26 protein-coding genes and 1 pseudogene are annotated in these 25306 nt (G+C 68.8%); 15 read left to right on the top strand and 12 right to left on the bottom strand.

What is annotated here, in order from left to right; translation table 11 throughout:
• Positions 1-35 precede the first annotated feature (35 nt).
• Together AB0I23_RS05325 and AB0I23_RS05330 are read left to right on the top strand one after the other, a co-directional pair.
• Entirely contained in the window at positions 36-344 is a 309-nt protein-coding gene (locus tag AB0I23_RS05325) for a heavy-metal-associated domain-containing protein (RefSeq protein ID WP_359107025.1), read from the top strand.
• Positions 345-490: 146 nt separating this feature from the next.
• Positions 491-2911: a heavy metal translocating P-type ATPase gene (locus AB0I23_RS05330; RefSeq protein ID WP_359107027.1), complete on the top strand. Its 2421-nt coding sequence runs from the start codon at positions 491-493 to the stop codon at positions 2909-2911.
• A 489-nt stretch (positions 2912-3400) separates the two neighbouring features.
• Here the strand turns inward: AB0I23_RS05330 and AB0I23_RS05335 are convergent, their stop codons facing one another.
• The 3 genes from AB0I23_RS05335 to AB0I23_RS05345 form a co-directional block, all read right to left on the bottom strand.
• Positions 3401-4699 (bottom strand): citrate synthase, encoded by a 1299-nt coding sequence (locus tag AB0I23_RS05335; RefSeq protein WP_359107029.1) that lies wholly within the window; start codon positions 4697-4699, stop codon positions 3401-3403.
• Between the two features lie 129 nt (positions 4700-4828).
• Positions 4829-7129 carry an SF1B family DNA helicase RecD2 gene (gene recD2 / locus AB0I23_RS05340; RefSeq protein WP_359107031.1) on the bottom strand — a complete coding sequence of 767 codons (2301 nt, stop codon included), beginning with the start codon at positions 7127-7129 and terminating at the stop codon, positions 4829-4831.
• A 17-nt stretch (positions 7130-7146) separates the two neighbouring features.
• Positions 7147-7716, bottom strand: a complete 570-nt coding sequence (locus AB0I23_RS05345) for a DinB family protein (RefSeq protein WP_359107033.1) — start codon at positions 7714-7716, stop codon at positions 7147-7149.
• A gap of 87 nt (positions 7717-7803) precedes the next feature.
• Here AB0I23_RS05345 and AB0I23_RS05350 point away from each other — a divergent pair, with 87 nt between their 5' ends.
• A complete protein-coding gene (locus AB0I23_RS05350) occupies positions 7804-8310 on the top strand; it encodes a DUF6584 family protein (protein ID WP_359107035.1) in 507 nt (168 codons plus the stop codon).
• 54 nt (positions 8311-8364) lie between these two features.
• Here AB0I23_RS05350 and AB0I23_RS05355 read toward each other — a convergent pair.
• Positions 8365-8526 (bottom strand): annotated as a pseudogene (locus tag AB0I23_RS05355) (YrrC family ATP-dependent DNA helicase); the annotation flags it as partial.
• A 392-nt stretch (positions 8527-8918) separates the two neighbouring features.
• Here AB0I23_RS05355 and AB0I23_RS05360 point away from each other — a divergent pair.
• The 5 genes from AB0I23_RS05360 (at position 8919) to AB0I23_RS05380 (ending at position 11797) form a co-directional block, all read left to right on the top strand.
• Positions 8919-9443 (top strand): hypothetical protein, encoded by a 525-nt coding sequence (locus AB0I23_RS05360; protein ID WP_359107037.1) that lies wholly within the window; start codon positions 8919-8921, stop codon positions 9441-9443.
• A gap of 149 nt (positions 9444-9592) precedes the next feature.
• Complete coding sequence (locus tag AB0I23_RS05365; RefSeq protein WP_359107039.1) at positions 9593-9892, top strand: hypothetical protein; 300 nt, start codon at positions 9593-9595, stop codon at positions 9890-9892.
• Entirely contained in the window at positions 9889-10359 is a 471-nt protein-coding gene (locus tag AB0I23_RS05370) for a hypothetical protein (RefSeq protein WP_359107041.1), read from the top strand. The genes AB0I23_RS05365 and AB0I23_RS05370 overlap by 4 nt, the downstream gene beginning before the upstream one ends.
• A gap of 290 nt (positions 10360-10649) precedes the next feature.
• The gene (locus tag AB0I23_RS05375) at positions 10650-11111 is read left to right on the top strand and encodes a hypothetical protein (RefSeq protein ID WP_359107477.1); all 462 of its coding nucleotides are present in this window, start codon (positions 10650-10652) and stop codon (positions 11109-11111) included.
• On the top strand, positions 11039-11797 hold the full coding sequence (locus AB0I23_RS05380) for an ISAs1 family transposase (RefSeq protein ID WP_359107478.1): 759 nt from the start codon (positions 11039-11041) through the stop codon (positions 11795-11797). The genes AB0I23_RS05375 and AB0I23_RS05380 overlap by 73 nt, the downstream gene beginning before the upstream one ends.
• A gap of 151 nt (positions 11798-11948) precedes the next feature.
• Here AB0I23_RS05380 and AB0I23_RS05385 read toward each other — a convergent pair whose 3' ends face one another.
• Positions 11949-12311 carry a hypothetical protein gene (locus tag AB0I23_RS05385; RefSeq protein ID WP_359107043.1) on the bottom strand — a complete coding sequence of 121 codons (363 nt, stop codon included), beginning with the start codon at positions 12309-12311 and terminating at the stop codon, positions 11949-11951.
• Entirely contained in the window at positions 12308-12592 is a 285-nt protein-coding gene (locus AB0I23_RS05390; RefSeq protein WP_359107045.1) for a hypothetical protein, read from the bottom strand. The genes AB0I23_RS05385 and AB0I23_RS05390 overlap by 4 nt, the downstream gene beginning before the upstream one ends.
• Positions 12593-12730: 138 nt before the next feature.
• Here AB0I23_RS05390 and AB0I23_RS05395 point away from each other — a divergent pair, with 138 nt between their 5' ends.
• From AB0I23_RS05395 to AB0I23_RS05405, 3 genes are all read left to right on the top strand, one after another.
• Positions 12731-13555 (top strand): helix-turn-helix domain-containing protein, encoded by an 825-nt coding sequence (locus AB0I23_RS05395; protein ID WP_359107047.1) that lies wholly within the window; start codon positions 12731-12733, stop codon positions 13553-13555.
• The gene (locus tag AB0I23_RS05400; protein WP_359107049.1) at positions 13542-13766 is read left to right on the top strand and encodes a DUF397 domain-containing protein; all 225 of its coding nucleotides are present in this window, start codon (positions 13542-13544) and stop codon (positions 13764-13766) included. The genes AB0I23_RS05395 and AB0I23_RS05400 overlap by 14 nt, the downstream gene beginning before the upstream one ends.
• 673 nt (positions 13767-14439) lie before the next feature.
• Positions 14440-14907, top strand: coding sequence for a transglycosylase SLT domain-containing protein (locus tag AB0I23_RS05405; protein ID WP_359107051.1), 468 nt, complete (start codon positions 14440-14442; stop codon positions 14905-14907).
• Between the two features lie 346 nt (positions 14908-15253).
• Here the strand turns inward: AB0I23_RS05405 and AB0I23_RS05410 are convergent, their stop codons facing one another.
• Entirely contained in the window at positions 15254-16048 is a 795-nt protein-coding gene (locus tag AB0I23_RS05410; protein ID WP_359107053.1) for an SDR family NAD(P)-dependent oxidoreductase, read from the bottom strand.
• Between the two features lie 89 nt (positions 16049-16137).
• A complete protein-coding gene (locus AB0I23_RS05415; protein WP_359107055.1) occupies positions 16138-16755 on the bottom strand; it encodes a TetR/AcrR family transcriptional regulator in 618 nt (205 codons plus the stop codon).
• A gap of 324 nt (positions 16756-17079) precedes the next feature.
• Here AB0I23_RS05415 and AB0I23_RS05420 point away from each other — a divergent pair, with 324 nt between their 5' ends.
• Positions 17080-17415 carry a hypothetical protein gene (locus AB0I23_RS05420; RefSeq protein ID WP_359107057.1) on the top strand — a complete coding sequence of 112 codons (336 nt, stop codon included), beginning with the start codon at positions 17080-17082 and terminating at the stop codon, positions 17413-17415.
• A gap of 373 nt (positions 17416-17788) precedes the next feature.
• Here the strand turns inward: AB0I23_RS05420 and AB0I23_RS05425 are convergent, their stop codons facing one another.
• From AB0I23_RS05425 to AB0I23_RS05435, 3 genes are read right to left on the bottom strand one after another with little or no spacing between them, the layout of a single operon-like run.
• Positions 17789-18619, bottom strand: a complete 831-nt coding sequence (locus tag AB0I23_RS05425) for a sugar phosphate isomerase/epimerase family protein (protein ID WP_359107059.1) — start codon at positions 18617-18619, stop codon at positions 17789-17791.
• Positions 18616-19761: a dihydrodipicolinate synthase family protein gene (locus AB0I23_RS05430; protein WP_359107060.1), complete on the bottom strand. Its 1146-nt coding sequence runs from the start codon at positions 19759-19761 to the stop codon at positions 18616-18618. Before AB0I23_RS05430 ends, AB0I23_RS05425 begins: the two co-directional genes overlap by 4 nt.
• Entirely contained in the window at positions 19758-20909 is a 1152-nt protein-coding gene (locus AB0I23_RS05435; RefSeq protein ID WP_359107062.1) for a Gfo/Idh/MocA family protein, read from the bottom strand. Before AB0I23_RS05435 ends, AB0I23_RS05430 begins: the two co-directional genes overlap by 4 nt.
• A gap of 108 nt (positions 20910-21017) precedes the next feature.
• Here AB0I23_RS05435 and AB0I23_RS05440 point away from each other — a divergent pair, with 108 nt between their 5' ends.
• Positions 21018-22121 carry a LacI family DNA-binding transcriptional regulator gene (locus tag AB0I23_RS05440; RefSeq protein ID WP_359107064.1) on the top strand — a complete coding sequence of 368 codons (1104 nt, stop codon included), beginning with the start codon at positions 21018-21020 and terminating at the stop codon, positions 22119-22121.
• Positions 22122-22240: 119 nt separating this feature from the next.
• Entirely contained in the window at positions 22241-23029 is a 789-nt protein-coding gene (locus AB0I23_RS05445) for a sugar phosphate isomerase/epimerase family protein (RefSeq protein WP_359107066.1), read from the top strand.
• A 129-nt stretch (positions 23030-23158) separates the two neighbouring features.
• Here AB0I23_RS05445 and AB0I23_RS05450 read toward each other — a convergent pair whose 3' ends face one another.
• The gene (locus AB0I23_RS05450) at positions 23159-24097 is read right to left on the bottom strand and encodes an EamA family transporter (protein ID WP_359107068.1); all 939 of its coding nucleotides are present in this window, start codon (positions 24095-24097) and stop codon (positions 23159-23161) included.
• A gap of 100 nt (positions 24098-24197) precedes the next feature.
• On the opposite strand from AB0I23_RS05450, the gene AB0I23_RS05455 reads away from it, so the two are divergent.
• On the top strand, positions 24198-25106 hold the full coding sequence (locus AB0I23_RS05455) for a LysR family transcriptional regulator (protein ID WP_359107070.1): 909 nt from the start codon (positions 24198-24200) through the stop codon (positions 25104-25106).
• Positions 25107-25306 lie beyond the last annotated feature (200 nt).

Below are 25306 nucleotides of genomic sequence, written 5' to 3' on the forward strand. Positions count from 1 at the left end.
ACACTGAAGCTGTACGCGTCGAAGAGGAGAACACCATGACCGCCGAGACCCAGCTCCCCCAGGCCACCGGCTCCTGCTGCTCGCCCGGCGGCTCCTGCCACGACGGCGCGGGCACCGAGGCCGCGGAGGGCGCAGTCACCACCGTCTACCAGGTGACGGGCATGACCTGCGGGCACTGCGAGGGCGCCGTCTCCGAGGAGATCTCCGGCATCGAGGGCGTCACCTCGGTGAAGGCCGTGGCCTCCACCGGGCAGGTGACCGTCGTCTCCGAGGCGCCGCTGTCCGAGGACGCCGTCCGCGCGGCGGTGGACGAGGCGGGTTACGAGCTCGCCGGCCAGGCCTGAACGCCGTCCGGGCCCACCCGGACACCCCACAGACCCGCACCACCAGCATCACCCGCATCATCTGCACCACCCCTTGTGCCGCCGGGCCGGACCGACCAGCAGATACTGGTGGGGCACGGCCCGGTCGGCACCTCAGGAGTTCGGACATGCACAACGCAACAGAGGCCGAAGCCCCGGCAGTCGCGAGTTCGGAAGCGGAACTCACGATCGGTGGGATGACCTGCGCCTCGTGCGCGGCCCGTGTCGAGAAGAAGCTCAACCGGATGGACGGCGTGACCGCGTCCGTGAACTACGCGACAGAGAAAGCGCGCGTCGCGTTCGGTGCCGGGACCCGGCTGGCTGATCTGATCGCCACGGTCGAGAAGACCGGATACACCGCACAGCCGGCGCAACGGCCCGTACCGCCCCCGCCGCCCGCGAAAACGCCCTCGGCGCCCGAGGCCACCGGCCCCGCCGAAGCCGAACGGGCCGAAGGAGCCGAACAGTCCCGGGCATCCGAGGAGACGACACACACCGACACGGCGCCCGAGGAAGCCGAAGCCGAGCGCGGCGCGGCCGACGCCCTCGCCGCCCTGCGTCAGCGGCTGATCGTCTCGGCCGTCCTCGCGGCCCCCGTCGTGCTCCTGGCCATGGTCCCGTCCTTCCAGTTCGACAACTGGCAGTGGCTCTCCCTCACCCTTGCCGCCCCCGTGGTCGTCTGGGGTGGTCTGCCCTTCCACCGCGCCACCTGGACCAACCTCCGGCACGGCGCGGCCACCATGGACACGCTCGTCTCCGTCGGCACCCTCGCCGCATTCGGCTGGTCGCTCTGGGCGCTGTTCTTCGGGGACGCGGGCATGACCGGGATGCGGCACGGCTTCGACTTCTCCGTCTCACGTGCAATGGGGTCTCCCCTGCTCGAGCGGAGCCGAGAGCTCGGGGAAAGCTCCTCCACCATCTATCTGGAGGTCGCCGCCGGGGTCATCACCTTCATCCTGCTGGGCCGCTACCTGGAGGCGAAGTCCAAGCGGAAGGCCGGTTCCGCGCTGCGTGCGCTGATGCACCTCGGCGCGAAGGACGTCTCCGTCCTCAAGGACGGCACCGAGGTACGCGTCCCCGTCGCCCGGCTCACCGTCGGCGACCACTTCGTCGTCCGTCCCGGCGAGAAGATCGCCACCGACGGCACCGTCACCGAGGGCACCTCGGCCGTGGACGCGTCCATGCTCACCGGCGAGTCCGTTCCGGTCGATGTGAACGTCGGGGACTCCGTCACCGGCGCCACCGTCAATGTCTCGGGCCGCCTCGTCGTGCGCGCCACCCGGGTCGGCGCGGACACCCAGCTGTCCCGGATGGCCAGGCTGGTCGAGGACGCCCAGAACGGAAAGGCCGAGGTGCAGCGCCTCGCCGACCGGATCTCCGCGGTCTTCGTCCCGATCGTCCTGCTGCTCGCACTGGTCACCCTGGTCGTCTGGCTGCTGTTCACGGACGACGTGACCGCCTCGTTCACCGCCGCTGTCGCCGTACTGATCATTGCCTGCCCGTGCGCGCTGGGCCTCGCCACTCCCACCGCGCTCATGGTCGGCACCGGGCGCGGCGCGCAGCTCGGCATCCTGATCAAGGGCCCGGAGGTCCTGGAGACCACGCGTCGCATCGACACGATCGTCCTGGACAAGACCGGTACGGTCACCACCGGCCGGATGACTCTCCAGGACGTCCACCCGGCGCCCGGCACCGACGCGGCGCAGCTGCTGCGGCTGACCGGCGCCCTGGAGCACGCCTCCGAGCACCCGATCGCCCAGGCCGTCGCCACCGGCGCCGCCGAACGTACCGGGGCCGCGCTCCCCGCCGTCCAGGGTTTCGCCAACGTCCCTGGGCTCGGGGTACGCGGCACCGTCGACGGGCACCAAGTGCTCGTCGGACGCCCCCAGCTGCTCATCGACGCCGGGATCGTCGTCCCCGAGGCCTTGTCCGGCTCCCTCGCGGACGCGGCGGCCCAGGGACGTACGTCCATCGCGGTCGCCTGGGACGGCGAGGCGCGTGGCGTTCTCGGGGTCGCCGACGCGATCAAGGACTCCAGTGCGGCAGCCGTCGCCGAACTGCGCGCCCTCGGTCTCAGGCCGGTGCTGCTGACCGGCGACAACCGGGCCGTGGCGGACGCCGTCGCCCGAGCCGTCGGCATCGACGAGGTCTACGCCGAGGTGCTCCCCGAGGAGAAGGTGCACGTCATCGAGCGGCTCCGGGCGGAGGGACGTTCGGTCGCGATGGTCGGGGACGGTGTCAACGACGCGGCGGCCCTCGCCACCGCTGACCTCGGGCTGGCCATGGGTACCGGCACGGACGCCGCGATCGAGGCGAGCGATCTCACTCTCGTTCGTGGAGATCTCAAGGTGGCCGCCGATGCCATCCGGCTCTCCCGGCGCACCCTCACCACGATCAAGGGCAACCTTTTCTGGGCTTTTGGCTACAACGTTGCCGCCCTACCCCTTGCGGCATTTGGCCTGCTCAATCCTATGATTGCCGGAGCGGCGATGGCCTTCTCATCGGTCTTCGTCGTGACCAACAGCCTGCGGTTGCGCGCCTTCACATGATTTCCACAAAGAGATCTAGATCACATCGGTTTGGGGGTAACCATCCGATGGGTTCGCGAGTCTAAGAGTGCGATGCCAAGGATGTCTTGGGGGACGTCCGACGAAGTGTCTTGGGGGATGCTTCAGGCAAGCGTTGGCCGGGGCACGTGCACTGGGAAGCTTTGAGCGGCCCTCCCGAACGTACGTACCCCGGCAGACCGCGAGACGTGCAACCGCAGTGACGTAGTGGAGCAGTACCGAGGAATACCCAGGAGCTTCGGCTCCCGCAGACGCCCGGCCGGATCCCGTGGGGGGAATCCGCTCCGGGATATGGGAAGCGCCTCGCTGTCGGCCCGTGGGGGGATCGACGGCGGGGCGCTTCTCGCTCCATGCGGGAGCGGGTCGGGTACGCAAATCGCCCCGGACACCGCGCTCTGTGCGAAAGCGCGGTACGCGGGGCGAAGGCAGCCCGCCCGCAGCGGCCGGGGCGGTGCAGGGGTGCTACGAGGTTCAGCGACCCTCGACCGGGACGAAGTCGCGCAGGACCTCGCCGGTGTAGATCTGGCGCGGGCGGCCGATGCGGGATCCCGGCTCCTTGATCATCTCGTGCCACTGGGCGATCCAGCCCGGAAGCCGGCCGAGCGCGAAGAGCACGGTGAACATCTCGGTCGGGAAGCCCATGGCCCGGTAGATCAGACCCGTGTAGAAGTCCACGTTGGGGTAGAGGTTGCGCGAGACGAAGTACTCGTCGGAGAGCGCGTGCTCCTCCAGCTTCAGCGCGATGTCGAGCAGCTCGTCGGACTTGCCGAGCGCGGACAGCACGTCGTGGGCCGCGGCCTTAATAATCTTGGCGCGCGGGTCGAAGGACTTGTAGACGCGGTGGCCGAAGCCCATCAGCCGGACGCCGTCCTCCTTGTTCTTCACCTTGCGGATGAAGGAGTCGACATCGCCGCCGTTGGCCTGGATGCCCTCGAGCATCTCCAGCACCGACTGGTTGGCGCCACCGTGCAGCGGGCCCCACAGGGCGGAGATACCGGCGGAGATCGAGGCGAACATGTTCGCCTGCGAGGAGCCGACCAGACGCACGGTGGAGGTCGAACAGTTCTGCTCGTGGTCCGCGTGCAGGATGAGCAGCTTGTCGAGCGCGGAGACGACGACCGGGTCCAGCTCGTACTCCTGGGCGGGGACCGAGAAGGTCATGCGCAGGAAGTTCTCGACGTACCCGAGGTCGTTGCGCGGGTAGACGAAGGGGTGACCGATCGACTTCTTGTACGCGTACGCGGCGATCGTCGGCAGCTTGGCCAGCAGGCGGATCGTCGAGAGGTGGCGCTGCTCCTCGTCGAACGGGTTGTGGCTGTCCTGGTAGAAGGTGGACAGCGCACTGACGACCGAGGACAGCATGGCCATCGGGTGGGCGTCGCGCGGGAAGCCGTCGAAGAACCGCTTGACGTCCTCGTGCAGCAGCGTGTGCTGGGTAATCTCGTTCTTGAAGGTCGACAGCTCGTCGATCTTGGGAAGCTCACCGTTGATGAGCGTGTACGCGACCTCAAGGAACGTCGAGCGCTCGGCGAGCTGCTCGATGGGATAGCCGCGGTACCGCAGGATGCCCTGCTCACCGTCGAGGTAGGTGATGGCGGATTTATACGCGGCGGTGTTGCCGTATCCGCTGTCCAGCGTCACCAGGCCGGTATTCGCCCGGAGCTTCCCGATGTCGAAGCCCTTGTCGCCGACGGTGCTGTCGATCACCGGGTAGGTGTACTCGTCATCGCCGTACCGCAGTACTACAGCGTTGTTGGTGTGCTCGCTCACGTCATCCCTCACCGACGTAGTGCCTCTTCTTCGAGGTTCCCTGACTGTCTCCACCCTCCCCCATTTGGCTCAGGAGAGTGCACTCGGGGTCGTCCATTGGACCTACTGGCGGCACTCAGTGCCGCCAACTTACTCATCCTGCCCCCTTGACTCCGGTTCCGGAAGGGCTCCGTGATGTTTGCCACCGATTTGATCGATCATTTTTTCCGCTGATCCTCCGCCCGACCCTCCGCGTAGCCGGTAATCCAGCGCCGTACAGCGTCTGCCTGCGGAAACCGTGCGGACCGCCTGGCCGATCGCCTGCCGGGAGCCGACCAGCACGACGAGCTTCTTGGCCCTCGTCACGGCCGTGTACAGCAGGTTCCGCTGGAGCATCATCCAGGCGCTCTTGGTGACGGGGATGACGACGGCCGGGTACTCGCTGCCCTGGGAACGGTGGATCGTCATGGCGTACGCGTGGGCCAGCTCGTCCAGCTCGTCGAAGTCGTACGGGATCTCCTCGTCCTCGTCGGTGAGGACCGTCAACTTCTGTTCGTCCAGGTCAAGGGCAGTGACAACACCGACCGTGCCGTTGAAGACGCCGTTCTCCCCCTTGTCGTAGTTGTTTCGGATCTGGGTGACCTTGTCACCGACCCGGAAGACCCGGCCGCCCATCCGCTTCTCGGGCAGATCGGGACGGGCCGGGGTGATGGCCTGCTGAAGGAGTCCGTTGAGCGTGCCCGCGCCGGCCGGACCGCGGTGCATGGGGGCGAGGACCTGCACGTCACGCCTCGGATCGAGGCCGAATTTGGCCGGAATGCGACGGGCGGCGACGTCCACCGCGAGGACGCCCGCCTCCTCCGTCTCGTCCTCGACGAAGAGGAAGAAGTCGCTCAGGCCCTGGGTGAGCGGCGGTGTCCCGGAGTTGATCCGGTGGGCGTTGGTGACGACACCGGACTGCTGGGCCTGACGGAAGATCGTCGTCAGCCGGACCGCGGGAACGGGTCCGCCCTCGGCGAGCAGATCGCGCAGCACCTCCCCCGCGCCGACCGAGGGCAGCTGGTCGACATCCCCGACAAGCAGCAGATGGGCACCGGGTGCCACTGCCTTCAGGAGCTTGTTGGCGAGCAGCAGATCGAGCATCGACGCCTCGTCGACGACGACGAGATCGGCGTCCAGCGGACGGTCCCGGTCGTACGCCGCGTCCCCGCCCGGCTTCAGCTCCAGCAGCCGGTGCACGGTGGACGCCTCGGCGCCGGTCAGCTCGGACAGCCGTTTGGCGGCCCGCCCGGTGGGTGCGGCCAGAACGACCTTTGCGCGCCTGGCGCGGGCCAGCTCGACGATGGAGCGGACCGTGAACGACTTGCCGCAGCCGGGTCCGCCGGTCAGCACGGCGACCTTCCGGCTGAGCGCGAGCCGTACGGCCGCCTCCTGCTCGGGGGCGAGCGTCGCCCCGGTACGACCGGCGAGCCACGTCAACGCCTTGTCCCAGTCCACGTCCTGGAAGACCGGCAGCCGGTCCTCGGGTGTCCGCAGCAGCCGCTGCACCTGCGCGGCGAGAGCGACCTCGGCGCGGTGGAACGGTACGAGGTAGATGGCGGTGATCGGCTCACCTCCCTCGGGCGACGGCACCTTCTCCCGTACGACGCCCTCCGGATCCTCGGCCAGTTCGGCGAGGCACTCGATGACCAGCCCCGTATCGACCTGCAGCAGCTTGACCGCATCGGCGATCAGCCGCTCCTCCGGGAGGAAGCAGTGCCCCTGGTCGGTGGATTGCGACAGCGCGTACTGCAGCCCCGCCTTGACCCGCTCCGGACTGTCGTGCGGGATGCCGACCGCCTGCGCGATCTTGTCGGCGGTCAGGAAACCGATGCCCCAGACGTCTGCGGCCAGCCGGTAGGGCTGGTTCTTGACGACGGAGATCGACGCGTCCTCGTACTTCTTGTAGATACGGACGGCGATGGAGGTGGAGACGCCCACACCCTGGAGGAAGACCATCACCTCCTTGATCGCCTTCTGCTCCTCCCAGGCGGCGGCGATCATCTTCGTCCGCTTCGGCCCGAGCCCGGGGACCTCGACGAGCCGCTTCGGCTGCTGCTCGATGATGTCGAGCGTGTCGACGCCGAAGTGGGTGGTGATCCGGTCGGCCATCACCGGGCCGATGCCCTTGATCAGTCCGGAGCCGAGATAGCGGCGGATGCCCTGGATGGTGGCGGGCAGCACGGTCGTGTAGTTCTCCACCGTGAACTGCTTGCCGTACTGGGAGTGCGAACCCCAGCGCCCCTCCATCCGCAGCGACTCGCCGACCTGCGCCCCCAGCAGCGAACCGACGACGGTCAGCAGATCACCCGCACCCCGCCCCGTGTCGACGCGGGCGACCGTGTACCCGTTCTCCTCGTTCGCGTACGTGATGCGCTCAAGCACACCTTCGAGGACGGCCATGTTGGACATGTACCGACGCTACCGGCTCACACTGACAACCCGGACCCGGTCCCTCCGCACGACCGTTCAACCGATCGCCGACTCTCAGACCCCCGTCCGCCGTCGAAGCGCTCGCGGATGAGGTCGTCGTGCCCGCAGTGGCGGGCGTACTCACCGATCATGTGCGTGCAGATCCAACGCAGGGTGACCTGCCCACCCATGAACGGGCTGGTGTCGTCGAGCGACCGGGCGACGCAGTTCGCCCTGGCCCGCTCCACCTCGGACTGCCATATCGACAGCGCCGTGTCGTAGTCGGCACCCTCGGCGAGGTCGAACCCCGCCGTCCTCGCCGACGGGTCGGCGTCGGGGGCGAAGATCGGCGGCGCGTCCTCCTCGGCCAGGACCCGACGGAACCAGTTCCGCTCGACCTCCGCCATGTGCTGGACAAGGCCGAGCAGACTGTTCGGTGCGGGCTCCACTGATGCCTCACGCAACCGCTCGTCATCAAGGCCCTCGCACTTCTGGGCCAGGGTGGTGCGGTAGAAGTCCAGCCAACTCGTCAGCGAGGTCCGCTCGTCGGCGTCCAGGGGCGGAATGGCGCGTTCGGAAGTGCTCACGGAGCAAGAGCCTGCCACGAGGATCTGACAACGCACCTTGAAATAATTCATTCACACACGCCGCCGGGCAGGCCCGATGATGTGCGCATGGCACTGAAGGAGACACTGGAGCGCGTGGACGCCGACCTCGCCGCAGGACGCGTACCCATGGCGCGCCAACGGCTGCGCGGACTGGTCTCGTCCTACCCGCACTACCCCGGTCTGCGCCGACGCCTGGCCGACATCTACCGGCTGTACGGCGACCCGGCCGAGGCCGGCCGGTGGACCTACCTCGAAGAGGACAGGCTTCCTGACGAGGTCGCCGCGTTCGAGGAGAGGTACAGCGACCCCGTACGGCGGATGCGCGCCCTCGCCTGGCAAGGCCAGGAATCGGCGGCCGACTCCCCCTTTGTCGAGCAGCAGTTGGCGGCCGTGCGTACCGCCGCCTCCAAGGCCCTCGGCCACCCGGTCACCTGGGACACGCTCACTGAGGTACGGGGTGACGCGCCGGAGGCGGGTTCGTTCCGCCAGTCCTTGGCGGCCATGGGCTGCGCGCTCCTGGCGATCCTGTTCGTCGGGATCTGGGTGAACGGGTTCCTCGACCTCTTCCGCTGACGGCGAATGCCTCGAAGTCGCCCGTGGCTACGCCACCGTCCCTGTCCGCGACAGCCCCCAGCAAGCCTCCATCAGCAGGAACTCGCCCACCTCGGCACCGAGCAGCGCGCCGACCACCGCGAGGAGATCACCGCTGCCGTTCCCGGTGTCGACGTGGGCGACGGTGTACCCGTTCTCCTCGTCGGCGTAAGTGATCCGCTCCAGGACACCAGTCACTTCACAAACACCTTCGCGGCTGCCCCGCTTGGCGTCAGCTCCCCCACTGGGCACCGCCCCACCTGCTCATCCGGTATCCGCTGTCTCTGGGAGGCTGTCGCCCGCCACCGACAGAGCGGGCTTGATCTTCCGCGAGGCTTCGCTCCGTGAGCAGGGTCCGCCCATGTCTGCCGGCCAAGAGCTCATCCACGCGCGAGGTGGATATCCGGTGTGTGGCGCTGGCCGGGCTGTTCGTGAGGTCCCTGACGTCAGCGTGTACGAAGGTGCAGCCGATGACGTCGCAGGGAGGGGTGGCCATCCGGTTCGGGCGAGTGGTTGCGGGCAGGGGTGGAGTGAGTAACGGCTTGGACTCGTGACCCCCTGGCACGTCTCGGCACCGGCATGCTCAGGCCATGGGAAAACGCGACGGGGTGCGCAGTGGAACGGCCTGGGGGTGTCTGTTCAACGGTTGTCTGGCCGTGCTCGTGCTGCTTCTTGTGTGCTCCATCGGGCTGTGGGTCTGGGCGGCCACGGCGGATGACCGCGCCGAGGGAAAGGCCCGCGCTGATATGCGGAGTGCTGCTGAGGATCGGCAGGAGAGGCTCGTCGGGGCAGCAGCCGACGGTGTGCTGGACGACAGCGAGATCGCTCGGGTTTTCCCACGGGGAAAGCCGGCTCAGGGCCTGGTCGGCATCGAGCGGCAGGGCCCTGATCTCACGGTGACGGCAGAACTGCTGGGCATCGGGCCGGGGGTCTTCCTCACCAGCGAGACATTTGTGACGGGGTGCTTCGCCTTCGAGGTCGCACTGGACGGCAAGTCAGAGCCTGCGGTCACCGTCAGGGAACTGGCCGTAGAGAACCAACCGCAGTCCGCGTGTACAGCAGCAGGAGTGCCGTCTCCCAGCGCCTTCCCGAGGGAGGATCCCACTCCGTCGTGACTCAGGTCACATTTGTTTGGCAATGTGGGATCCGCTCCAGCACACCTTCGAGGACGGCCATGTTGGACATGGACCGACGGTACCCGGCAGGTACGACATCCCTCGCCGGACCCACGACACCCCGTAACACTCGGTGTTACCGTAATGGCATGGCAACCGAGCGCTTTTCGATCAGCATGCCGGCCGAGGTTCGGGACCGGATCAGAGAACACGCCGCAGACGCCGGACTCGACGTCTCCACGTTTCTCACGATCGCCGCACAAGCGCAGATGGACCAGCAGGACCGCGTCAAGAAGATCTTCAAGTCGTTCGAGGAGGCCCGCGCGGAGGCCGAGGAACAGGCGGGCACCGGCACCTGGGCAGGCGACGAGATCGAACTGACCAGAGAGGAACGGGCGGAGGTCGACGCGATCCTCGGCCGCCCCTCGCACGATGAGGCCGCCGCGTGAATGTCGTCGTCTACGACACAGGAATGCTGATGGCACTGGTGAGCCAGGACCGTCGGGCACACATCCTGCACAAGGGCTTCATCGCGGCCGGCGGACACCAGCCGATCGTCCCTGGTCCGGCCCTCTCGCAGGCCTGGCGAACGAGCCCGAAAACCGCCTACGCCTGGAAACGCCTTCTCGCCGACGTCGTCGTATATTCAGCGGCCAGGACCCGCTGCCCCGCGGACCTGGCGCCCCGCTGCCTCCCCTGTGCGGGGGGAATGGCCGTCGAAGGCTGGAAAACTATCGGCGACATGATCGGCGCGGCCGCACTGCCCCCCAAGAAACGACCCGACCCGGTGGATGCCCTGGCCGTCCTCATCGCGGCCGTCCACGGAGGAGGCAGCGTGCTCACCTCCGACACCGACGACATCAAGGCGTACGCCGCCACACTGCCCGAAGCCGAGGTCTCGGCCGTAGCTGTCTGACTCGCGGGTCCGGTGAGGGACCGCCCACCTCCGGTCCCTGACGGGGTGGTGGCGCCGGCCGCGCCCGGTCCGCGCCGGGCTCAAGCGTCGAGCGCGTGCGCCACGGCCAAGGCGATGCGGTCGATCCAGTTGATCGCGTCCGTGACGTCGGGCTCGGCGATGGGCCGTCGTTGCTTGAGATCGCCGTAGCGCCCTGCCTGCCACGTGCGCAGACTGAGGCGGGAGCGATCGTCCCCGACGGACTGCCGCAGGCTCTGGCACAGGTCCCCGACCCGCGTGATCCGCGCGGGGTGCGTTACCGGCTGGCGACGCTGCTGGCGATCGGGGTCTGCGCTATGACCACCGTTGGCCACAACTCTCTTGTGGCGATCGGTGAGTGGGCGCGTCGCTGCGATGAGCAGGCCCTGGCCGACCTCGGCTGTCCCTTCGATCCGATCACCGGGCGGATGCGGTGCCCCGACGAGAAGACCTTGCGTGACGCCTACGGCAAGGTCGATCCGGGCGAGTTGACCCGGGCCGGCTACCAGCGATTGGCTGCCGTAGTCGAGAAGGAAGCGGCAGTGAACGCGCAGACTCCCGAGGGGCTGCCCGAACGCGAACAGCGCCGCACTCACCGCGCCACCGAACGTGAACCACTACCCCCGCGCGGCGCCGGGTCTTCGCAGCGGACGGCAAGTGTCTGCGCGGTGCCACGCGCCCTGACGGCACGCAGGTCTACGTCTTCTCCGCGGTGCGCCACCAGGACGCGCTGACCATCGCGGCCCGCGAGGTAGGCGCCAAGACCAATGAAATCCCGGAGTTCCAGCCCTTGATGGAACAGATCTCCGACGAGGAACTGGAGGCGGCCCTGGTCACTCTCGACGCCCTGCACGCCCAGCGCGAGCACGCCCGCTACCTCGTGGAGGAGCGCGGCGCCCACTACCTGCTCAGCGTGAAGGGCAACCAGAAGAACCTCGCCCGGCAGCTCAAGTCTCTTCCCTGGAAGCAGATCCCGGTCCTGCACCGAACCAGCGAGCACGGCCACGGCCGTGAGGAGATCCGCGAAGTCCAGGTTGCCAGCGTGAACGGACTGCTGTTCCCCCACGCCCGCCAGGTCGTCCGCATCCGCCGACGGCGCCGCTCCCTCGCCGGGAAGAAGTCGACCAAGGAGATCGTCTATGCGCTCACCGATCTGCCCGCCGATCAGGCAAGCGCCAGCAAAATCGCCTCCTGGGCCCGCGATCACTGGAAGATCGAGAACTGCGTCCACCGGATCAGGGACGTCGTCTTCGGCGAGGACGCCCGCACCATCCGCACCCGCAACGCCCCCGCCGTCATGGCCAGCCTCGGCGATATCGTCCGGGGCACCCTCCGGGCTCTGGGCCGGGTCAACACCGCCAGCGCCAGACGTGCCCACACCGACCCCGCCACCGTCCTCCAACTCCACGGCATCACATGATCAAACCGAATCGTAGGCGATGTTCGTGGTGAACGCCTCGAACTGACTCGTGCGCGGCCTGGGAATGGCCATCCGTAAGCCCCCGTACTGTCACATGTTCTCTGAGCTGCGTGAACAGGTTTGGCGACAGTCCGGGAGCTCGCCAAGCGGCTTACCGACTCACGGGTTGTTGATGTCCGGTTCTCGGTGTCCCGACCTGCTCGTTGTCCGGAACGTGCCCACTCGCGTTCAGTCGCGCCCCTCGGCTCTCCGCGACCCGCTTGACCTCCTGCAGCGACTCGCTCAGCCGGCTGGCGAGGAAGTGGAGCTCCACACCTGTGACCCGTCGGTCCGCCAGCAGGTCGGCGGCGTGGCCGAGCAGGTCGCCCGCCATGCCGAGTTGGACGCTCTCGACGCCGTCCGCCATCCGTGACACATAGCCGGCGCCGTCCCCCAGGAGGTAACACGGCTTGCCCTCCGACCCCGTCCAGGGCAGCAACCTGAACGTGTGGTGTTCGCACGGCTCCCCGTTCACGCGGCGGCCTCGGCTCCACGGAGGGGCCGGGGCCCGACGTCCGCACCGTGCACGGCGAGCCACAGCGTGCGCCGCCGACGCCGCGCCTCGGTCATCTGCCGCTCGTGCGCTACGAGATACGGACGGACCAGCGGGCTGTCCTCCCCACGCGGCGGACGCTCACCGGTACGGCGGGCGGTGGGGCCGGCCACGTATACGCAGGAGTACGGATGGACGGTGACGGGGACCGGGCGCAACAGCCGCACCAGCGACTCGGTGAACCGGCGGACGAGATCCTTCATGTCGGCGTGCTCTCCCTCTGATTACCCACGAACGGATGCGTTCTGTAGCGAACTCATCACAGAGTGAGGCCGGGCGTGGCTACGCTCCAGGGGTTCGGGCTTGACAGCCCGCCAGTCAGAAAGGGGAGTTGGGGCCGCATGGCGATGAACCGCAAGCCGCGTACACCGAGGGAGAAATACGGGGAGGAGCTGAGGCTGCGACGGACGGCGGCGGGGCTGACCCAGGAGGCCCTGGGCGATCAGGTGGTGTGCTCGCCGACGCTGATCAGTCATTACGAGGCGGGGCGGCGGCTGCCGAACCCGGATGACGCGCAGCGGGTCGACCGCGCACTTCAGACGGATGGCTTCTTCGCCCGATGGCTGGAGGACCTGGAGACGAAGTATGCCGATCACTTCGCCGTGATGGCGGAGTTGGAGCGGCAGGCAACACTGATCCAGCAGTTCGCGCTCTCCCTGGTGCCCGGCCTGCTCCAGACGGACGGTTACGCGCGTGCGCTGTTCCGCGCGTACCGACCGAATCATCGGCAGGAGGACCTTGACCGGGAGGTCGCCATCCGCACCGAGCGCGCCCGCATCCTCGACTCCCCGTTGAACCCAGTCCTGTGGACCCTGCTGGACGAGGCCGTGATCAGGCGCCAGGTCGGCGGACCGCAGGTGATGGCGGAACAGCTGCGCAAGATCGCGGACATGGCCGATGCCGGGCGACTGCGGCTCCATGTGCTGCCGTTCGGAGTGGGCGCCCACGCACTCCTGGAGAGCCTGGTATCACTTCTGAGCTTCGAGGACTCGGCGCCGGTCTCATACGTCGAGGGCTTGCTGACAGGGCACTTGATGGATGATCCGGCCCTGGTGAGAGCCAGTCAGACGGCCTACGATCTCGCCTTGAGCGATGCGATGTCACACCAGGAATCAGTGGCCCTTGTGCGGGCGGCAGCAGAGGAGCACGAACATGGCCAGCAGTAAGCACATCGTCTCCGACTCGTCCACGCTCACGGGGTGGTTCAAGTCCAGCCACAGCGGCGGCGGTCAGGGCGAGTGCCTTGAGGTCGCCCGCGGCTACGCCAACATCCCAGTCCGGGACAGCAAGGCCGCCAACGGCCCCGCGCTCGTCTTCTCCACGGGCGGCTGGTCGGCCTTCGTCGCCGCGGTCAAGCAAGGCGAGCTCTCAGCCTGAGGCGTTCACGGCAGCGCAGCGGCCCCGTTACGGTCACGGACCTGACGGGGCCGCTGTCATGTCTTCCGGGTAAGGACCCTTTGGCCGGAGAACTGGACTCCCTGATGACACTTCAGCGAATCGACATTGACGACCCCGAAGCGGACATGGACGACGGCGAGGCTCTCCACTACGAAGGAGAGCCCTTCACCGGCGAGGTCGTCGAATATCAAAATGGTGCACTCATCTGCCCGCGAGGGTCCGCGCGGCATCGTCCAGCGCCGGGTCGACGACAACCGGACTCATGACGAGACCTTCACCCGCCACCTCCGTTGAGACTGCTTCCGCGGACTCCCCCACGCCGCTTTTCGAATGGGTCGACCGCACTCTCATGACGCCGTGCTATTTATTCATCACACGGGTCGAACAGGAGGCTTTTCGTTTGGTGCAGGCAATATATATCCATGTCCGCTTTGGGTGATTTAATACTTTTGTCGTGTGACGTGGGCGATATGGCGCGCGTCACTATGATACGACTTAGTAGGGCAAAGAGGCCGTTTCATGGCCCGTTTGCGGCCATTTCGGACACTATTGCCGCTTCCCTGTACGTAACCCGATAGTAATGAGGGTTATTGACCGGAACTTGAACCCCGTTTAAGAATTCTTGGCATCCCCACGGAAGAGGTAATTTCCGATGCAGATCTCCGCGATGTCCAAGAAGTTCGCTCACATGACCCAGACCAAGAAGATCTCGCTGGGCATGGCCGCCGCCGGCGCCGCAGTCGTTGCCGGTTCTCTCGTCAGTGCTCCGGCCGCCTCGGCCGCCACCCCCGCCCAGTCCGGCGGCAGCGTCAGCACATGGATCAACCAGTCACTGGAGATCATGCGGGCGCAGGGCATCCCGGGCTCCTACAACGGCATCTACAAAAACCTGATGCGCGAGTCCTCCGGCAACCCCAACGCCATCAACAACTGGGACTCGAATGCCGCCAAGGGCATCCCGTCCAAGGGTCTGCTCCAGGTCATAGAACCGACCTTCAAGGCGTACCACGTCCCCGGCACCTCGTGGAACATCTACGACCCGGTCGCCAACATCACCGCCGCCTGCAATTACGCGGCCCACCGCTACGGCTCGATCGACAACGTCAACTCGGCCTACTGATCAGCCGGCGGCAACGCCTATCTCGACGGCCGCCGGCCTCGAACACCCCTTCCTCACAGTGAACCGCACGCCGTTCTCCCGGCACCTCAGATCTCGGGCGTTGACACCTCAAGATCTGTACGGGGGAACGGCGTGTACTGCGTCAGGCGCTCCGTACCGGCCCACGGATGGAGGAGACGAGCCGCGAAGACCCTGTACGTAGAGATTTCTTCGCACTGATGGCCCGGAAGTGTCGAATGCGGCTGCCGTGCGGAGTCGTCGACGACGAGGCCGCGTAAGGCGCGGCGATCACTTGTGCCGTGTCAGGCAATGTTTGCCCTGTCGACGACGCGTAGGCGTCGGTGGCTCACGCGCTCGGGCGTACGCTCCGTTCGGCGATGCGGATCAGGGGGCGCTCCGGTGCCAGGCGGCTGACGACGCGTGACACCAGGGCATTGCCGGCGCCGTCGACGACGGTCGCCTTGCGTCCGCCGAGCGCCGCGAGCGCTGTGGCGACGACCTGCTGCGGTGTGCGCCGGGCGCCGACCGACGCGTTGTCACCGGCCACGTCGAAGAACGGGGTGTCGGTGGCGCCCGGGCAGATCCCGAGGACGGTCACACCGGTGCCGCGGGTCTCACCCCAGAGGGAACGCGTGAAGGACAGGACGAATGCTTTCGTGGCGGAGTACACCGCCATGTGTGGCACCGCCTGGAATCCGGCCGTGCTGGCGACGTTGATGATGGTGCCGCGCCCGCGCTCGACCATGCCGGGCAGGAGCCGGGTGGTGTTGCCGACGAGCGTACCGACGTTCAACTGCACCTGGGAGGCCATGTGGTCGGGGTCGGCCTCGGCGAGGTCGCCGTGGGAAGCGAAGCCGGCGTTGTTGACGAGGATGTCCACGGCGACGCCCTGCTTGTCGAGCGTGCGCGCGAGGGTCTCGGAGGAATCGGGCCGGGAGAGGTCGAGGGCAATCGGCGTGACGGTCACGCCGTGCTTGGTCCGCAGGGTCGAGGCGAGCTCCTCCAGCTTGCCTTTCGAACGGGCGACGAGGACCAGGTCCACACCGTGGGCGGCCAGTTGCTGGGCAAACTCGGCGCCGATCCCTGAAGAAGCGCCGGTGACGACGGCCAGCTGGGAAGTGAGGGTGTCCGAATAGTTCATGTCTGTCTCCATACCGACTCAAAGGTTTTTTTCTTCGTGATGAGGAGGCCGAGGTGGCCGACGTGCGTGGCGTCCGGCCCGCCCGGCGTTCAGTGAGCTTCGATGGTCGCCTCAATGACTTCGGTGAGAACGGCCGCCGCACGGTGCAGCTCTTCGGGGGTGGCGCGTCCCGTGGCCTCGAGGACGCCCTTCAAGCCGTCGAACGCGCCCACGAATACGGTCGCCAGCGTGTGGGCGTCGGCCGAAAGATGCAGGTCGCCTGCGTGGGCGCCTGCGAGGAGGAGTTCTTCGACCAGGCCGACCCACTCCGCGAGAACGGACGCCTCGCCATGGTCCTGCGGCGACTCGGTGGTGAGCTCGCGGTCGAGCCGTACGACGGACCATCCCGCGGGTTCGGCGATGACGAGGTCCACGAGGACGGGGACGAGTCCGCGTACCTGTGCGGCCGGCCCTCCGAGCCCCTCGAGCCGCCCGCGCACATGCGCAAGCATCCCCTGCTTCTGATCGTCGACGACCGCGTGGGCCAGGGCGGCCTTGCTCTTGAAGTGGAAGTACACGGCGCCCTTGGTGAGGCCGGTCTCGCTCACCACGTCGTCCATCCGGGCCAGGGCGTACCCCTTGGCGTCGAAGACACGGGCGGCGGCGCGCAGAATGTCCCGGCGCGTCGCCGCGCCCTTCGGTGTCAGTTGGTCCACTGGCCTTCCCATGCCCCCGATAGTAAATACCTTCGAGTCGGTTTTTCAAGTTGATCAGGAGCCGCATTGCCCGGAGGGCCGTAGATGGTCGCAAGCAATGACCGAATCGCGCGGGGCTCGCTCACGACGAGTTCGGTGGTGAAGGCTCGCTCGCAAGCTCCGCACCTGGGCCGGCGCCCGCCCCATCTGCCACCGCGACATACCAACACTCGTACCGATGACCAAGCCCTACTGGCGACGTGCAGGCGGCCGTCCCTATGATTCTGCGCTGACCAGCGCCGTCGCCATCTTCCCGACCCGGCCCGGCATTTCCCCCTTGTCGCAGAGGACCTGCCCATGCCTTTCCGCCGGATCGCCGCCCTGGTCGCGGTGCCCGTGACCGTACTGCTGCTGGCCTCCTGTGGCAGCAGCGATGTGCACGGCACCATAACCGAGAAGGAATACAAGCCGGCCCGCATCACGTGGACGACCGAGCCGGTCACGAAGAGGAAGTGCACCACATCCCGGAGCAACGGCAAGACCAAGAAGTCGTGCCGCACGGTGCAGACCGGTACCCACCGTGTCTCGCACCGGCATCCGGCGTGCTGGCAGATCGAGCTGGACGACGACGCGCACGAGCTGTGCATATCCAGGAGCCGGTGGAACAAGGTGCGTGTCGGCGACCGGTGGTGACCCGCTGAGACCGCTACAGGGGGGCCGGTTCGGTCCCGCCCAGCATCCCTCGTGACCTGGGCGCGGATGGCGGCAATACCGAGGGGCACCCTCGCTCCGTCGCCCACGCGGGCGGAAGGGTCAAGGCCACAGGGACGAATACCGGGCCGGGACTCCGCCCGGCCGGTCCGTGGGGGCCGCAGCCCCGCAGCTGTGTCCTGGGAGACGAAATGGGGTCCGGTCAGAAGACCGGACCCCCCTCGCTTTCCCCCGTCAGGGCTTCCCGATCCCCCGGATCCCTCCCGGAAGCTCCCGACGCACGATACGACCCGGCAGGGCGGCAAAGGGTTGTAAGCCATTGCGATCTCTTTGCCCGGGCATCCGGCGCCCGCTCTCAGCAGGCGTGCTCGACGTACCGCGCCGCGACCTCCGCGAGGACTTCGGCGCCGTCGCGCGCCCACAGGTCCTCGTTGAAGATCTCCACCTCGATCGGTCCGTCGAAGCCGGTGCCCTCGACCATCTCGCGGAATGCGCGGAAGTCGACGCTCCCCTCGCCGAGTTGGCCCCGTCCGACGAGCACGCCCGCCGGGAGCGGGGTGATCCAGTCCGCCAACTGGAACGAGTGGATACGGCCGCCCTCCCCCGCCCTCGCGATCTGTGCGGCCGCCTGGTCGTCCCACCAGATGTGGTAGGTGTCGACGACCACGCCCACCTGCTCCGCCGGGAAGCGCTCCGCGATGTCCAGGGCCTGGGACAGGGTGGAGACGACGCAGCGGTCCGAGGCGAACATGGGGTGCAGCGGTTCGATCGCGAGGCGTACGCCGCGTTCCCGCGCGTACGGGCCCAGCTCGGCAAGCGCTTCCGCGATGCGTTCGCGGGCGCCGCGGAGGTCGCGGCTGCCGGGCGGGAGACCGCCGGAGACCAGGACCAGGGTGTCGGTGGACAGGGCCGCCGCCTCGTCGATCGCGGCGCGGTTGTCGTCCAGGGCGCAGGCCCGTTCGGCCGGGTCGAGCGCGGTGAAGAAGCCGCCCCGGCAGAGGCTGGTGACGGTCAGGCCCGCGTCCTTCAGGAGCTGCGCGGTGCGCTCGACTCCGTACTCCTGGACAGGGCCACGCCACAGGCCGACCTTGTCGATGCCCGCCTTGACACAGCCCTCGATGAGCTCGGGCAGCGACCACTGCTTGATGGTCTCCTGGTTGATGCTCAGGCGCGACAGGTCCGTCACCGGACACCTCCGTGGACCGTGAACAGGGCGCGCATCCGGGATTCGGCCAGCTCCGGGTCGGGGAACAGGCCCAGCCGGTCGGCGAGTTCGTACGCCTTCGCCAGGTGGGGCAGTGAGCGGGCGGACTGGAGGCCGCCGACCATCGTGAAGTGGTCCTGGTGGCCGGCCAGCCAGGCGAGGAGGACCACGCCCGTCTTGTAGAAGCGGGTGGGCGCCTGGAAGAGGTGCCGGGACAGCTCGACCGTGGGGTCGAGGAGTTCGCGGAAGCCCTTCACGTCCCCGGTGTCCAGGACGCGTACCGCGTGGGCGGCCAACGGGCCGAGCGGGTCGAAGATGCCGAGCAGGGCGTGGCTGAAGCCCCGGTCGTCGCCCGCGATCAGCTCGGGGTAGTTGAAGTCGTCGCCGGTGTAGCAGCGGACCCCGCCGGGAAGGCGGCGGCGTACGTCGATCTCGCGCTCGGCGTCGAGGAGCGAGATCTTGATGCCGTCGACCTTGTCGGGGTGTTCGGCGATGACCTTCAGGAAGGTGTCCGTGGCGGTGTCGAGGTCCGGTGAGCCCCAGTAGCCCTCCAGCGCGGGGTCGAACATCGGGCCGAGCCAGTGCAGGACGACCGGCTCCGAGGCCTGGCGCAGCAGGTGTGCGTACGTCTCCAGGTAGTCCTCGGGGCCGTTCGCCGCGGCGGCGAGGGCGCGGGACGCCATCAGGATGGCCTGGGCACCGCTCTCCTCGACGAGGGCGAGCTGCTCCTCGTACGCGGCCTTCACCTCGGCGGGCGTGGCGGGCCCTGCGGGGAGCTGGTCGGTGCCGACGCCGCACGCGATCCGGCCGCCGACCGCCTTCGCCTCGGCGGCGGAGCGGCGGATGAGCTCGGCGGCGCCGGCCCAGTCCAGGCCCATGCCGCGCTGGGCGGTGTCCATGGCTTCGGCGACGCCGAGACCGTGCGACCACAGGTGGCGGCGGAAGGCGAGGGTCGCGTCCCAGTCGACGGCCGCGGGGTCGTCGGGGCTGATGTCGGCGTACGGGTCGGCGACGACATGGGCGGCGGAGAAGACCGTACGGGAGGCGAGCGGCGCCCCGGCCGGCGCGAGGTCGAGGGGTGTGGTTCGGGGTTCGTACGGGCCCTGCGGGAGATGGATCGTCACGGCGTCAGCTCCGGTACGTCCAGGCGCCGGCCCTCGGCGGAGGACCTGAGCCCGAGCTCGGCGAGCTGGACACCGCGGGCGCCGGCCATCAGGTCCCAGGTGTACGGCTCGTCGAGCACGATGTGACGCAGGAAGAGCTCCCACTGGGCCTTGAAGCCGTTGTCGAAGACGGCGTTGTCGGGGACTTCCTGCCACTGGTCGCGGAACGACTCGGTGACCGGGAGGTCGGGGTTCCAGACCGGCTTGGGGGTGGCCGAGCGGTGCTGGGTGCGGCAGTTGCGCAGCCCGGCAACGGCGGAGCCGTGCGTTCCGTCGACCTGGAACTCGACGAGTTCGTCGCGGTTGACGCGCACGGTCCAGGAGGAGTTGATCTGGGCGACGGCGCCACCGGTCAGCTGGAAGATGCCGTAGGCGGCGTCGTCGGCGGTGGCGGCGTAGGGCTTGCCCTGCTCGTCCCAGCGCTGCGGGATGTGCGTCTGCACATGCGCCTGAACGGTCTTGATCTGGCCGAACAGCTCGTGGAGCACATACTCCCAGTGCGGGAACATGTCGACGACGATGCCGCCGCCGTCCTCGGCACGGTAGTTCCAGGAGGGGCGCTGGGTCTCCTGCCAGTCGCCTTCGAAGACCCAGTAGCCGAACTCGCCGCGCACGGAGAGGATCTCGCCGAAGAAGCCGCCGTCGATGAGGCGCTTCAGCTTCAGCAGGCCCGGCAGGAAGATCTTGTCCTGGACGACGCCGTGCTTGATCCCGGCGTCCTTGGCGAGGCGGGCCAGCTCCAGGGCGCCCTCGACGTCCGTGGCGGTGGGCTTCTCGGTGTAGATGTGCTTGCCCGCGGCGATCGCCTTCTTGATCGCTTCGACGCGGGCCGAGGTGACCTGGGCGTCGAAGTAGATGTCGTTGCGCTCGTCCGCGAGGACCGCGTCGAGGTCGGTCGACCACTCGGTCAGACCGTGCCGGTCGGCGAGTTCCTCCAGCGCGTGGGCGCGGCGGCCGACGAGGACGGGTTCGGGCCACAGCACCTCGCCGTTACCGAGGTCGAGGCCGCCCTGCTCGCGGATCGCGAGGATCGAGCGCACCAGGTGCTGCCGGTATCCCATGCGACCCGTGACGCCGTTCATGGCGATGCGCACTGTCCTGCGTGTCACGAAGTTCCCTCCATACAGCCGTAGCAAGCGCTTTCTATGCGGTATGACGCTAGCCTGCCGACAGCGGCCCGGACAAGAGGGCTCGGTCCAAAACCCTCGGAGGAAGCGATGACAGTCACCCTCGCGGACGTGGCGGCTCGCGCCCGGGTGTCGCCCGCCACCGTGTCGCGCGTACTCAACGGCAACTACCCGGTGGCGGCGTCCACTCGGGAGCGGGTGCTGCGCGCGGTGGACGACCTGGACTACGTACTCAACGGGCCGGCCAGCTCGCTCGCCGCGGCCACGTCCGACCTGGTCGGCATCCTGGTCAACGACATCGCCGACCCGTTCTTCGGGATCATGGCCGGGGCGGCGCAGACCGAGATCGGCGGGCCGGGCGACGGCTCCGGGCGAGCCGGGGGCGAGAAGCTCGCCGTCGTGTGCAACACCGGCGGTTCCCCCGCACGCGAACTCACCTACCTCACCCTGCTCCAGCGCCAGCGCGCCGCGGCCGTCATTCTCACCGGCGGCGCGGTGGAGGACCCGGCGCACCAGGCGGCGATGGCGGCGAAGCTGGCGAAACTCGCGGACGCAGGGACCAGGGTGGTGCTGTGCGGGCGGCCCCCGCTGCCCGAGGGCGAAGCGGTCGTGGCGGCGCTCGCCTTCGACAACCGGGGCGGCGGCCGACGCCTCACCGAGCATCTGCTCTCGCTCGGCCACCGGCGGATCGGCTATGTCGCGGGCCCGGTGGAGCGGACGACGACGCGCCACCGGCTGGAAGGGCACCGCGACGCGATGGCGGCGGCGGGCCTGTACGGGGACGACACGACCGCGGAAGGGCGTCTCGCGAACGCCCGGGACGAGAATCGCCTCACCGTGCACGGCCCGTACGACCGCCGGTCCGGTTACGACGCGACGCTCGAACTCCTGCGCCGCGAACCGGAGGTGACGGCGATCATCGCCGCCAACGACACCGTGGCCCTGGGCGCGAGCGCGGCGATCCGGGACCGAGGACTGCGTATCCCCGAGGACATCTCCGTGGCCGGCTTCGACGACCTGCCGTTCTCGGTGGACGCGGTCCCGGCCCTGACGACCGTACGGCTGCCGCTGTTCGAGGCGGGGGCGCGGGCCGGCCGGCTGGCGATGGGCAAGGAGACGCCGCCGCCCGGAGGCATCGCGACGATCGCGGCGGAGCTCATGGTGCGGGGGTCGACGGCGCCGCCGCGGAAGTGACGCGGCCTGGTTCCGCTCCCCGGTCCGGTACCCGTACCGCGGACCATGGGCCGATGATGTGCGGGCCGCTGTCCGGTCCGTACGGCGCAGGGGCAGGTACCGACGGAAGGAACACGCTCGTGAAGCTCGCTTTCTCGACCCTCGGAGTACCGGGGATGCCGATCGCCGACGTCATCCGGCTCGCCGTCGCCCACGGCTACCAGGGGGTGGAGCTGCGAGCCCACCCCGATGAGCCGGTGCACCCGGGGCTCTCCTCGGCCGAACGTGCCGACGTGGCCGAGAAGTTCAAGAAGGGCGGCGTCGAGATCCTGACCGTCGCCGGGTACGTCCGGGTCGCCGCCGAGGGGGACGACCAGCCGGTGCTGGACGAGCTCGCCGGGCTGGTGGAGCTGGCGCGGGATCTCGGCGCCTCCCACGTCCGGGTCTTCCCCGGTGGCGGTGGACTGGACCCGGAGGTGGCCGATGCGAACGCCGCACGCCGGCTGGGCGCCGCCGCCCCGTACGCCGCCGACCTGGGCGTACGGATCCTGCTGGAAACTCATGACTCGCACCGGGCCGGTGCCGATGTGGCCCGGATCGCCGGGACGGTCGGGCACCGGCAGGTCGGTGCGCTGTGGGACATCATGCACACCTGGCTGGCGGGCGAGGAGCCGGCCGCGAGCCATGCGGTGCTCGCCCCGCACCTGGGATACGTCCAGGTCAAGGACATCGCATCGGCGCAGGACTCCGAACCGTTGGCGCTCGGGGCCGGGGTACTGCCGCTGGGTGCCTGCCTGGACACGCTGGACGCGGACAGCTGGGTCTGCTGGGAGTACGAGAAGCGCTGGCACCCGGACGCGGCCGAACTGCCCGGGCTGCTGACCGCGGGACGGGAGCATCTGCTGCGGCTGGGCGCACCGAAGGGGTAGCAGGAGTCGGCGGTGGCGGACTCCCGGGGAGCAGGGCTTCCTGGGAGTCCCGTACGTGACGTGAGGCGGAACGCGGGGCCCGGCACGTGCGAGCCGGGCCCCGCGTTCCGCCAGGGTCTCTCGTTCGAATCAGGCCGGAGAGGGAGCCGGATTCGACTCCGGCTCCTCCTCCGGTGCCGGAACGTCGTCGGGCCCACCCGCCGTACGCGTCCGCCGCGCCCCCGCCAGTGAGGTGAGCGCCACCCCGCCCACCAGCAGCGCCGCCGCGCACCACCGCAGCGGGCTCACCGACTCGCCGAGGAACAGCGCGGCCGAGGACATCCCGAAGACCGGGACGAGCAGGGTGAACGGGGCCACGGACGAAGCCGGGTGGTGGCGCAGCAGGAAACCCCACGCCCCGAAGCCGAAGACCGTGGTGATCCAGGCGACGTAGACGATGATGCCGACGCCGCTCCAGTCCAGTGCGGCCAGCGCGTCGGCGTCGCGGTCCCAGCCCTCGAAGAGGAGGGAAAGACCGAGCAGCGGCAGGACGGGCACGGTCGAGACCCACACCATGAAGTTGAGGGAGTCGGGCGGGGCGGCCTTGCGGGTCAGGACGTTCGACACGCCCCAGCAGGCCGCCGCCACGATCACCAGCACGAACGCGAGCACGGGGCCGCTCGCGCCCTCGTCCACCGCCGCGACCCCGATGCCGGCCAGCGCGATCCCCATCCCCAACACCCTTGTTCCACCTGGCCGTTCGCCGAGCGCCACGGCCGCGAAGAGGGCCGTGAAGACCGCCTGGACCTGGAGCACCAGGGAGGAGAGGCCGGCGGGCATTCCGCGGTCCATGCCGATGAACAGCAGGCCGAACTTCGCCACGCCCAGGACCAGCCCGACGCCCACGATCCACTTCCACGCGACCTTGGGCCGCCCGACGAAGAAGACCGCGGGCAGCGCCGCGACCAGGAAGCGCAGGGCGGAGAAGAGCAGCGGAGGGAAGTGTCCGAGGCCGACCTCGATGACGACGAAATTGACACCCCAGACGGCAGCCACCAGGGCGGCCAGGGCGATGTGAAGGGGACGCATGGAGCGAGGATCACCCGCCGGGACCATGTAGCACCAGCGCGGATCTCTTCATGGTGAAATTGAGCGTTGCTAATGAATCAGGAAAGTCCGGGAGGTTCCGGTGCTCGATCTGTCCCGGTTGCGTGCCCTGCACGCCATCTCCGTCCACGGCTCCGTCGCGGGCGCCGCCGCCGCGCTCGGCTACACCCCGTCGGCGGTCTCCCAGCAGATCACGAAGCTGGAGCGGGAGACCCGCACGACGCTGCTGGAGCGGCGTGGGCGCGGTGTCGCCCTCACCGAGGAGGCGCTCCATCTCGCCGCCACCGCACAGCAGTTGCTGGCGATCGTGGAGCGCGCCGAGACGACGCTGGAGGAGCGCCGGGGGCTGCCGACGGGGCGGCTGTCGATCGGCGCCTTCGCGTCCGCGGCGCGCGGTCTGCTGCCCGGCGTGCTGGCCGAGCTGGACCGGGACCACCCCGCCCTGGACGTGCGGCTGTCCGAGGTCGACCCGCATCTGTCGGTCGATCTGGTGGCCAAGGGCGTGATCGACCTCGCCGTCGCGCACGACTGGGACATCGCACCGCTGCCCGCCCCCGAGGGCATCGCGCAGGCGGTGATCGGTGACGACCGGTGCGATCTGCTGGTGCCCCAGGGGCATCGCCTCGCCGGGCGGGACGCGGTACGGCGCGAGGAGCTGGCGAAGGAGCGGTGGATCTGCCAGCCGCCGGGGACGGTCTGTCACGACTGGCTCGTGCGGACGCTGCGGGCGGCGGGCTACGAGCCGGACATCCGGCACCAGGCGGAGGAGAGCCACACCCAACTGGCACTGCTCGCCGCCGGTCTCGGGGTCGCGATGATCCCGCGGCTGGGGCGGGGACCGCTGCCGGCGGAGGTGGTGGCGGTGCCGCTGGACCCCGTACCGGTGCGGCGGCTGTACGCGCTGTGGCGCACGGAGGCGGCCCGGCGGCCCGCGATCACGGTGGCGGTGGAATCGCTTCAGGCGCGGGGTGTGGGGGCGGGGTTGGCGTAACGGCCTCCCCCGCGGTAGGGAGTGGATCAGCGAGCGGCGTCATGCGGCTTCGATTGCAAGGCGGAGGAGGGAGTCGACGCGGAGCGTCGGTGACTGACGACAACGCCGCAAGCGGAGTCGCAGGGCGTCGGGAGCCCACTCCCTATCGCGGGGGAGGCCGTAAGCGCGGTGCTTCCGGGGCGCGGCCTTCGGCCATGAAC

The sequence above is a fragment of the Streptomyces atratus genome (genome assembly GCF_040655115.1).
GTDB classification, from domain to species: Bacteria; Actinomycetota; Actinomycetes; order Streptomycetales; family Streptomycetaceae; genus Streptomyces; species Streptomyces atratus_D.

Coding starts and splice junctions, on each gene's coding strand:
- AB0I23_RS05325 (WP_359107025.1), top strand. CDS start 36: ATGACCGCCGAGACCCAGCTCCCCCAGGCCACCGGCTCCTGCTGCTCG.
- AB0I23_RS05330 (WP_359107027.1), top strand. CDS start 491: ATGCACAACGCAACAGAGGCCGAAGCCCCGGCAGTCGCGAGTTCGGAA.
- recD2 (WP_359107031.1), bottom strand. CDS start 7,129: ATGTCCAACATGGCCGTCCTCGAAGGTGTGCTTGAGCGCATCACGTAC.
- AB0I23_RS05350 (WP_359107035.1), top strand. CDS start 7,804: ATGGCACTGAAGGAGACACTGGAGCGCGTGGACGCCGACCTCGCCGCA.
- AB0I23_RS05360 (WP_359107037.1), top strand. CDS start 8,919: ATGGGAAAACGCGACGGGGTGCGCAGTGGAACGGCCTGGGGGTGTCTG.
- AB0I23_RS05365 (WP_359107039.1), top strand. CDS start 9,593: ATGGCAACCGAGCGCTTTTCGATCAGCATGCCGGCCGAGGTTCGGGAC.
- AB0I23_RS05390 (WP_359107045.1), bottom strand. CDS start 12,592: ATGAAGGATCTCGTCCGCCGGTTCACCGAGTCGCTGGTGCGGCTGTTG.
- AB0I23_RS05395 (WP_359107047.1), top strand. CDS start 12,731: ATGGCGATGAACCGCAAGCCGCGTACACCGAGGGAGAAATACGGGGAG.
- AB0I23_RS05400 (WP_359107049.1), top strand. CDS start 13,542: ATGGCCAGCAGTAAGCACATCGTCTCCGACTCGTCCACGCTCACGGGG.
- AB0I23_RS05405 (WP_359107051.1), top strand. CDS start 14,440: ATGCAGATCTCCGCGATGTCCAAGAAGTTCGCTCACATGACCCAGACC.
- AB0I23_RS05410 (WP_359107053.1), bottom strand. CDS start 16,048: ATGAACTATTCGGACACCCTCACTTCCCAGCTGGCCGTCGTCACCGGC.
- AB0I23_RS05415 (WP_359107055.1), bottom strand. CDS start 16,755: ATGGGAAGGCCAGTGGACCAACTGACACCGAAGGGCGCGGCGACGCGC.
- AB0I23_RS05420 (WP_359107057.1), top strand. CDS start 17,080: ATGCCTTTCCGCCGGATCGCCGCCCTGGTCGCGGTGCCCGTGACCGTA.
- AB0I23_RS05440 (WP_359107064.1), top strand. CDS start 21,018: ATGACAGTCACCCTCGCGGACGTGGCGGCTCGCGCCCGGGTGTCGCCC.
- AB0I23_RS05450 (WP_359107068.1), bottom strand. CDS start 24,097: ATGCGTCCCCTTCACATCGCCCTGGCCGCCCTGGTGGCTGCCGTCTGG.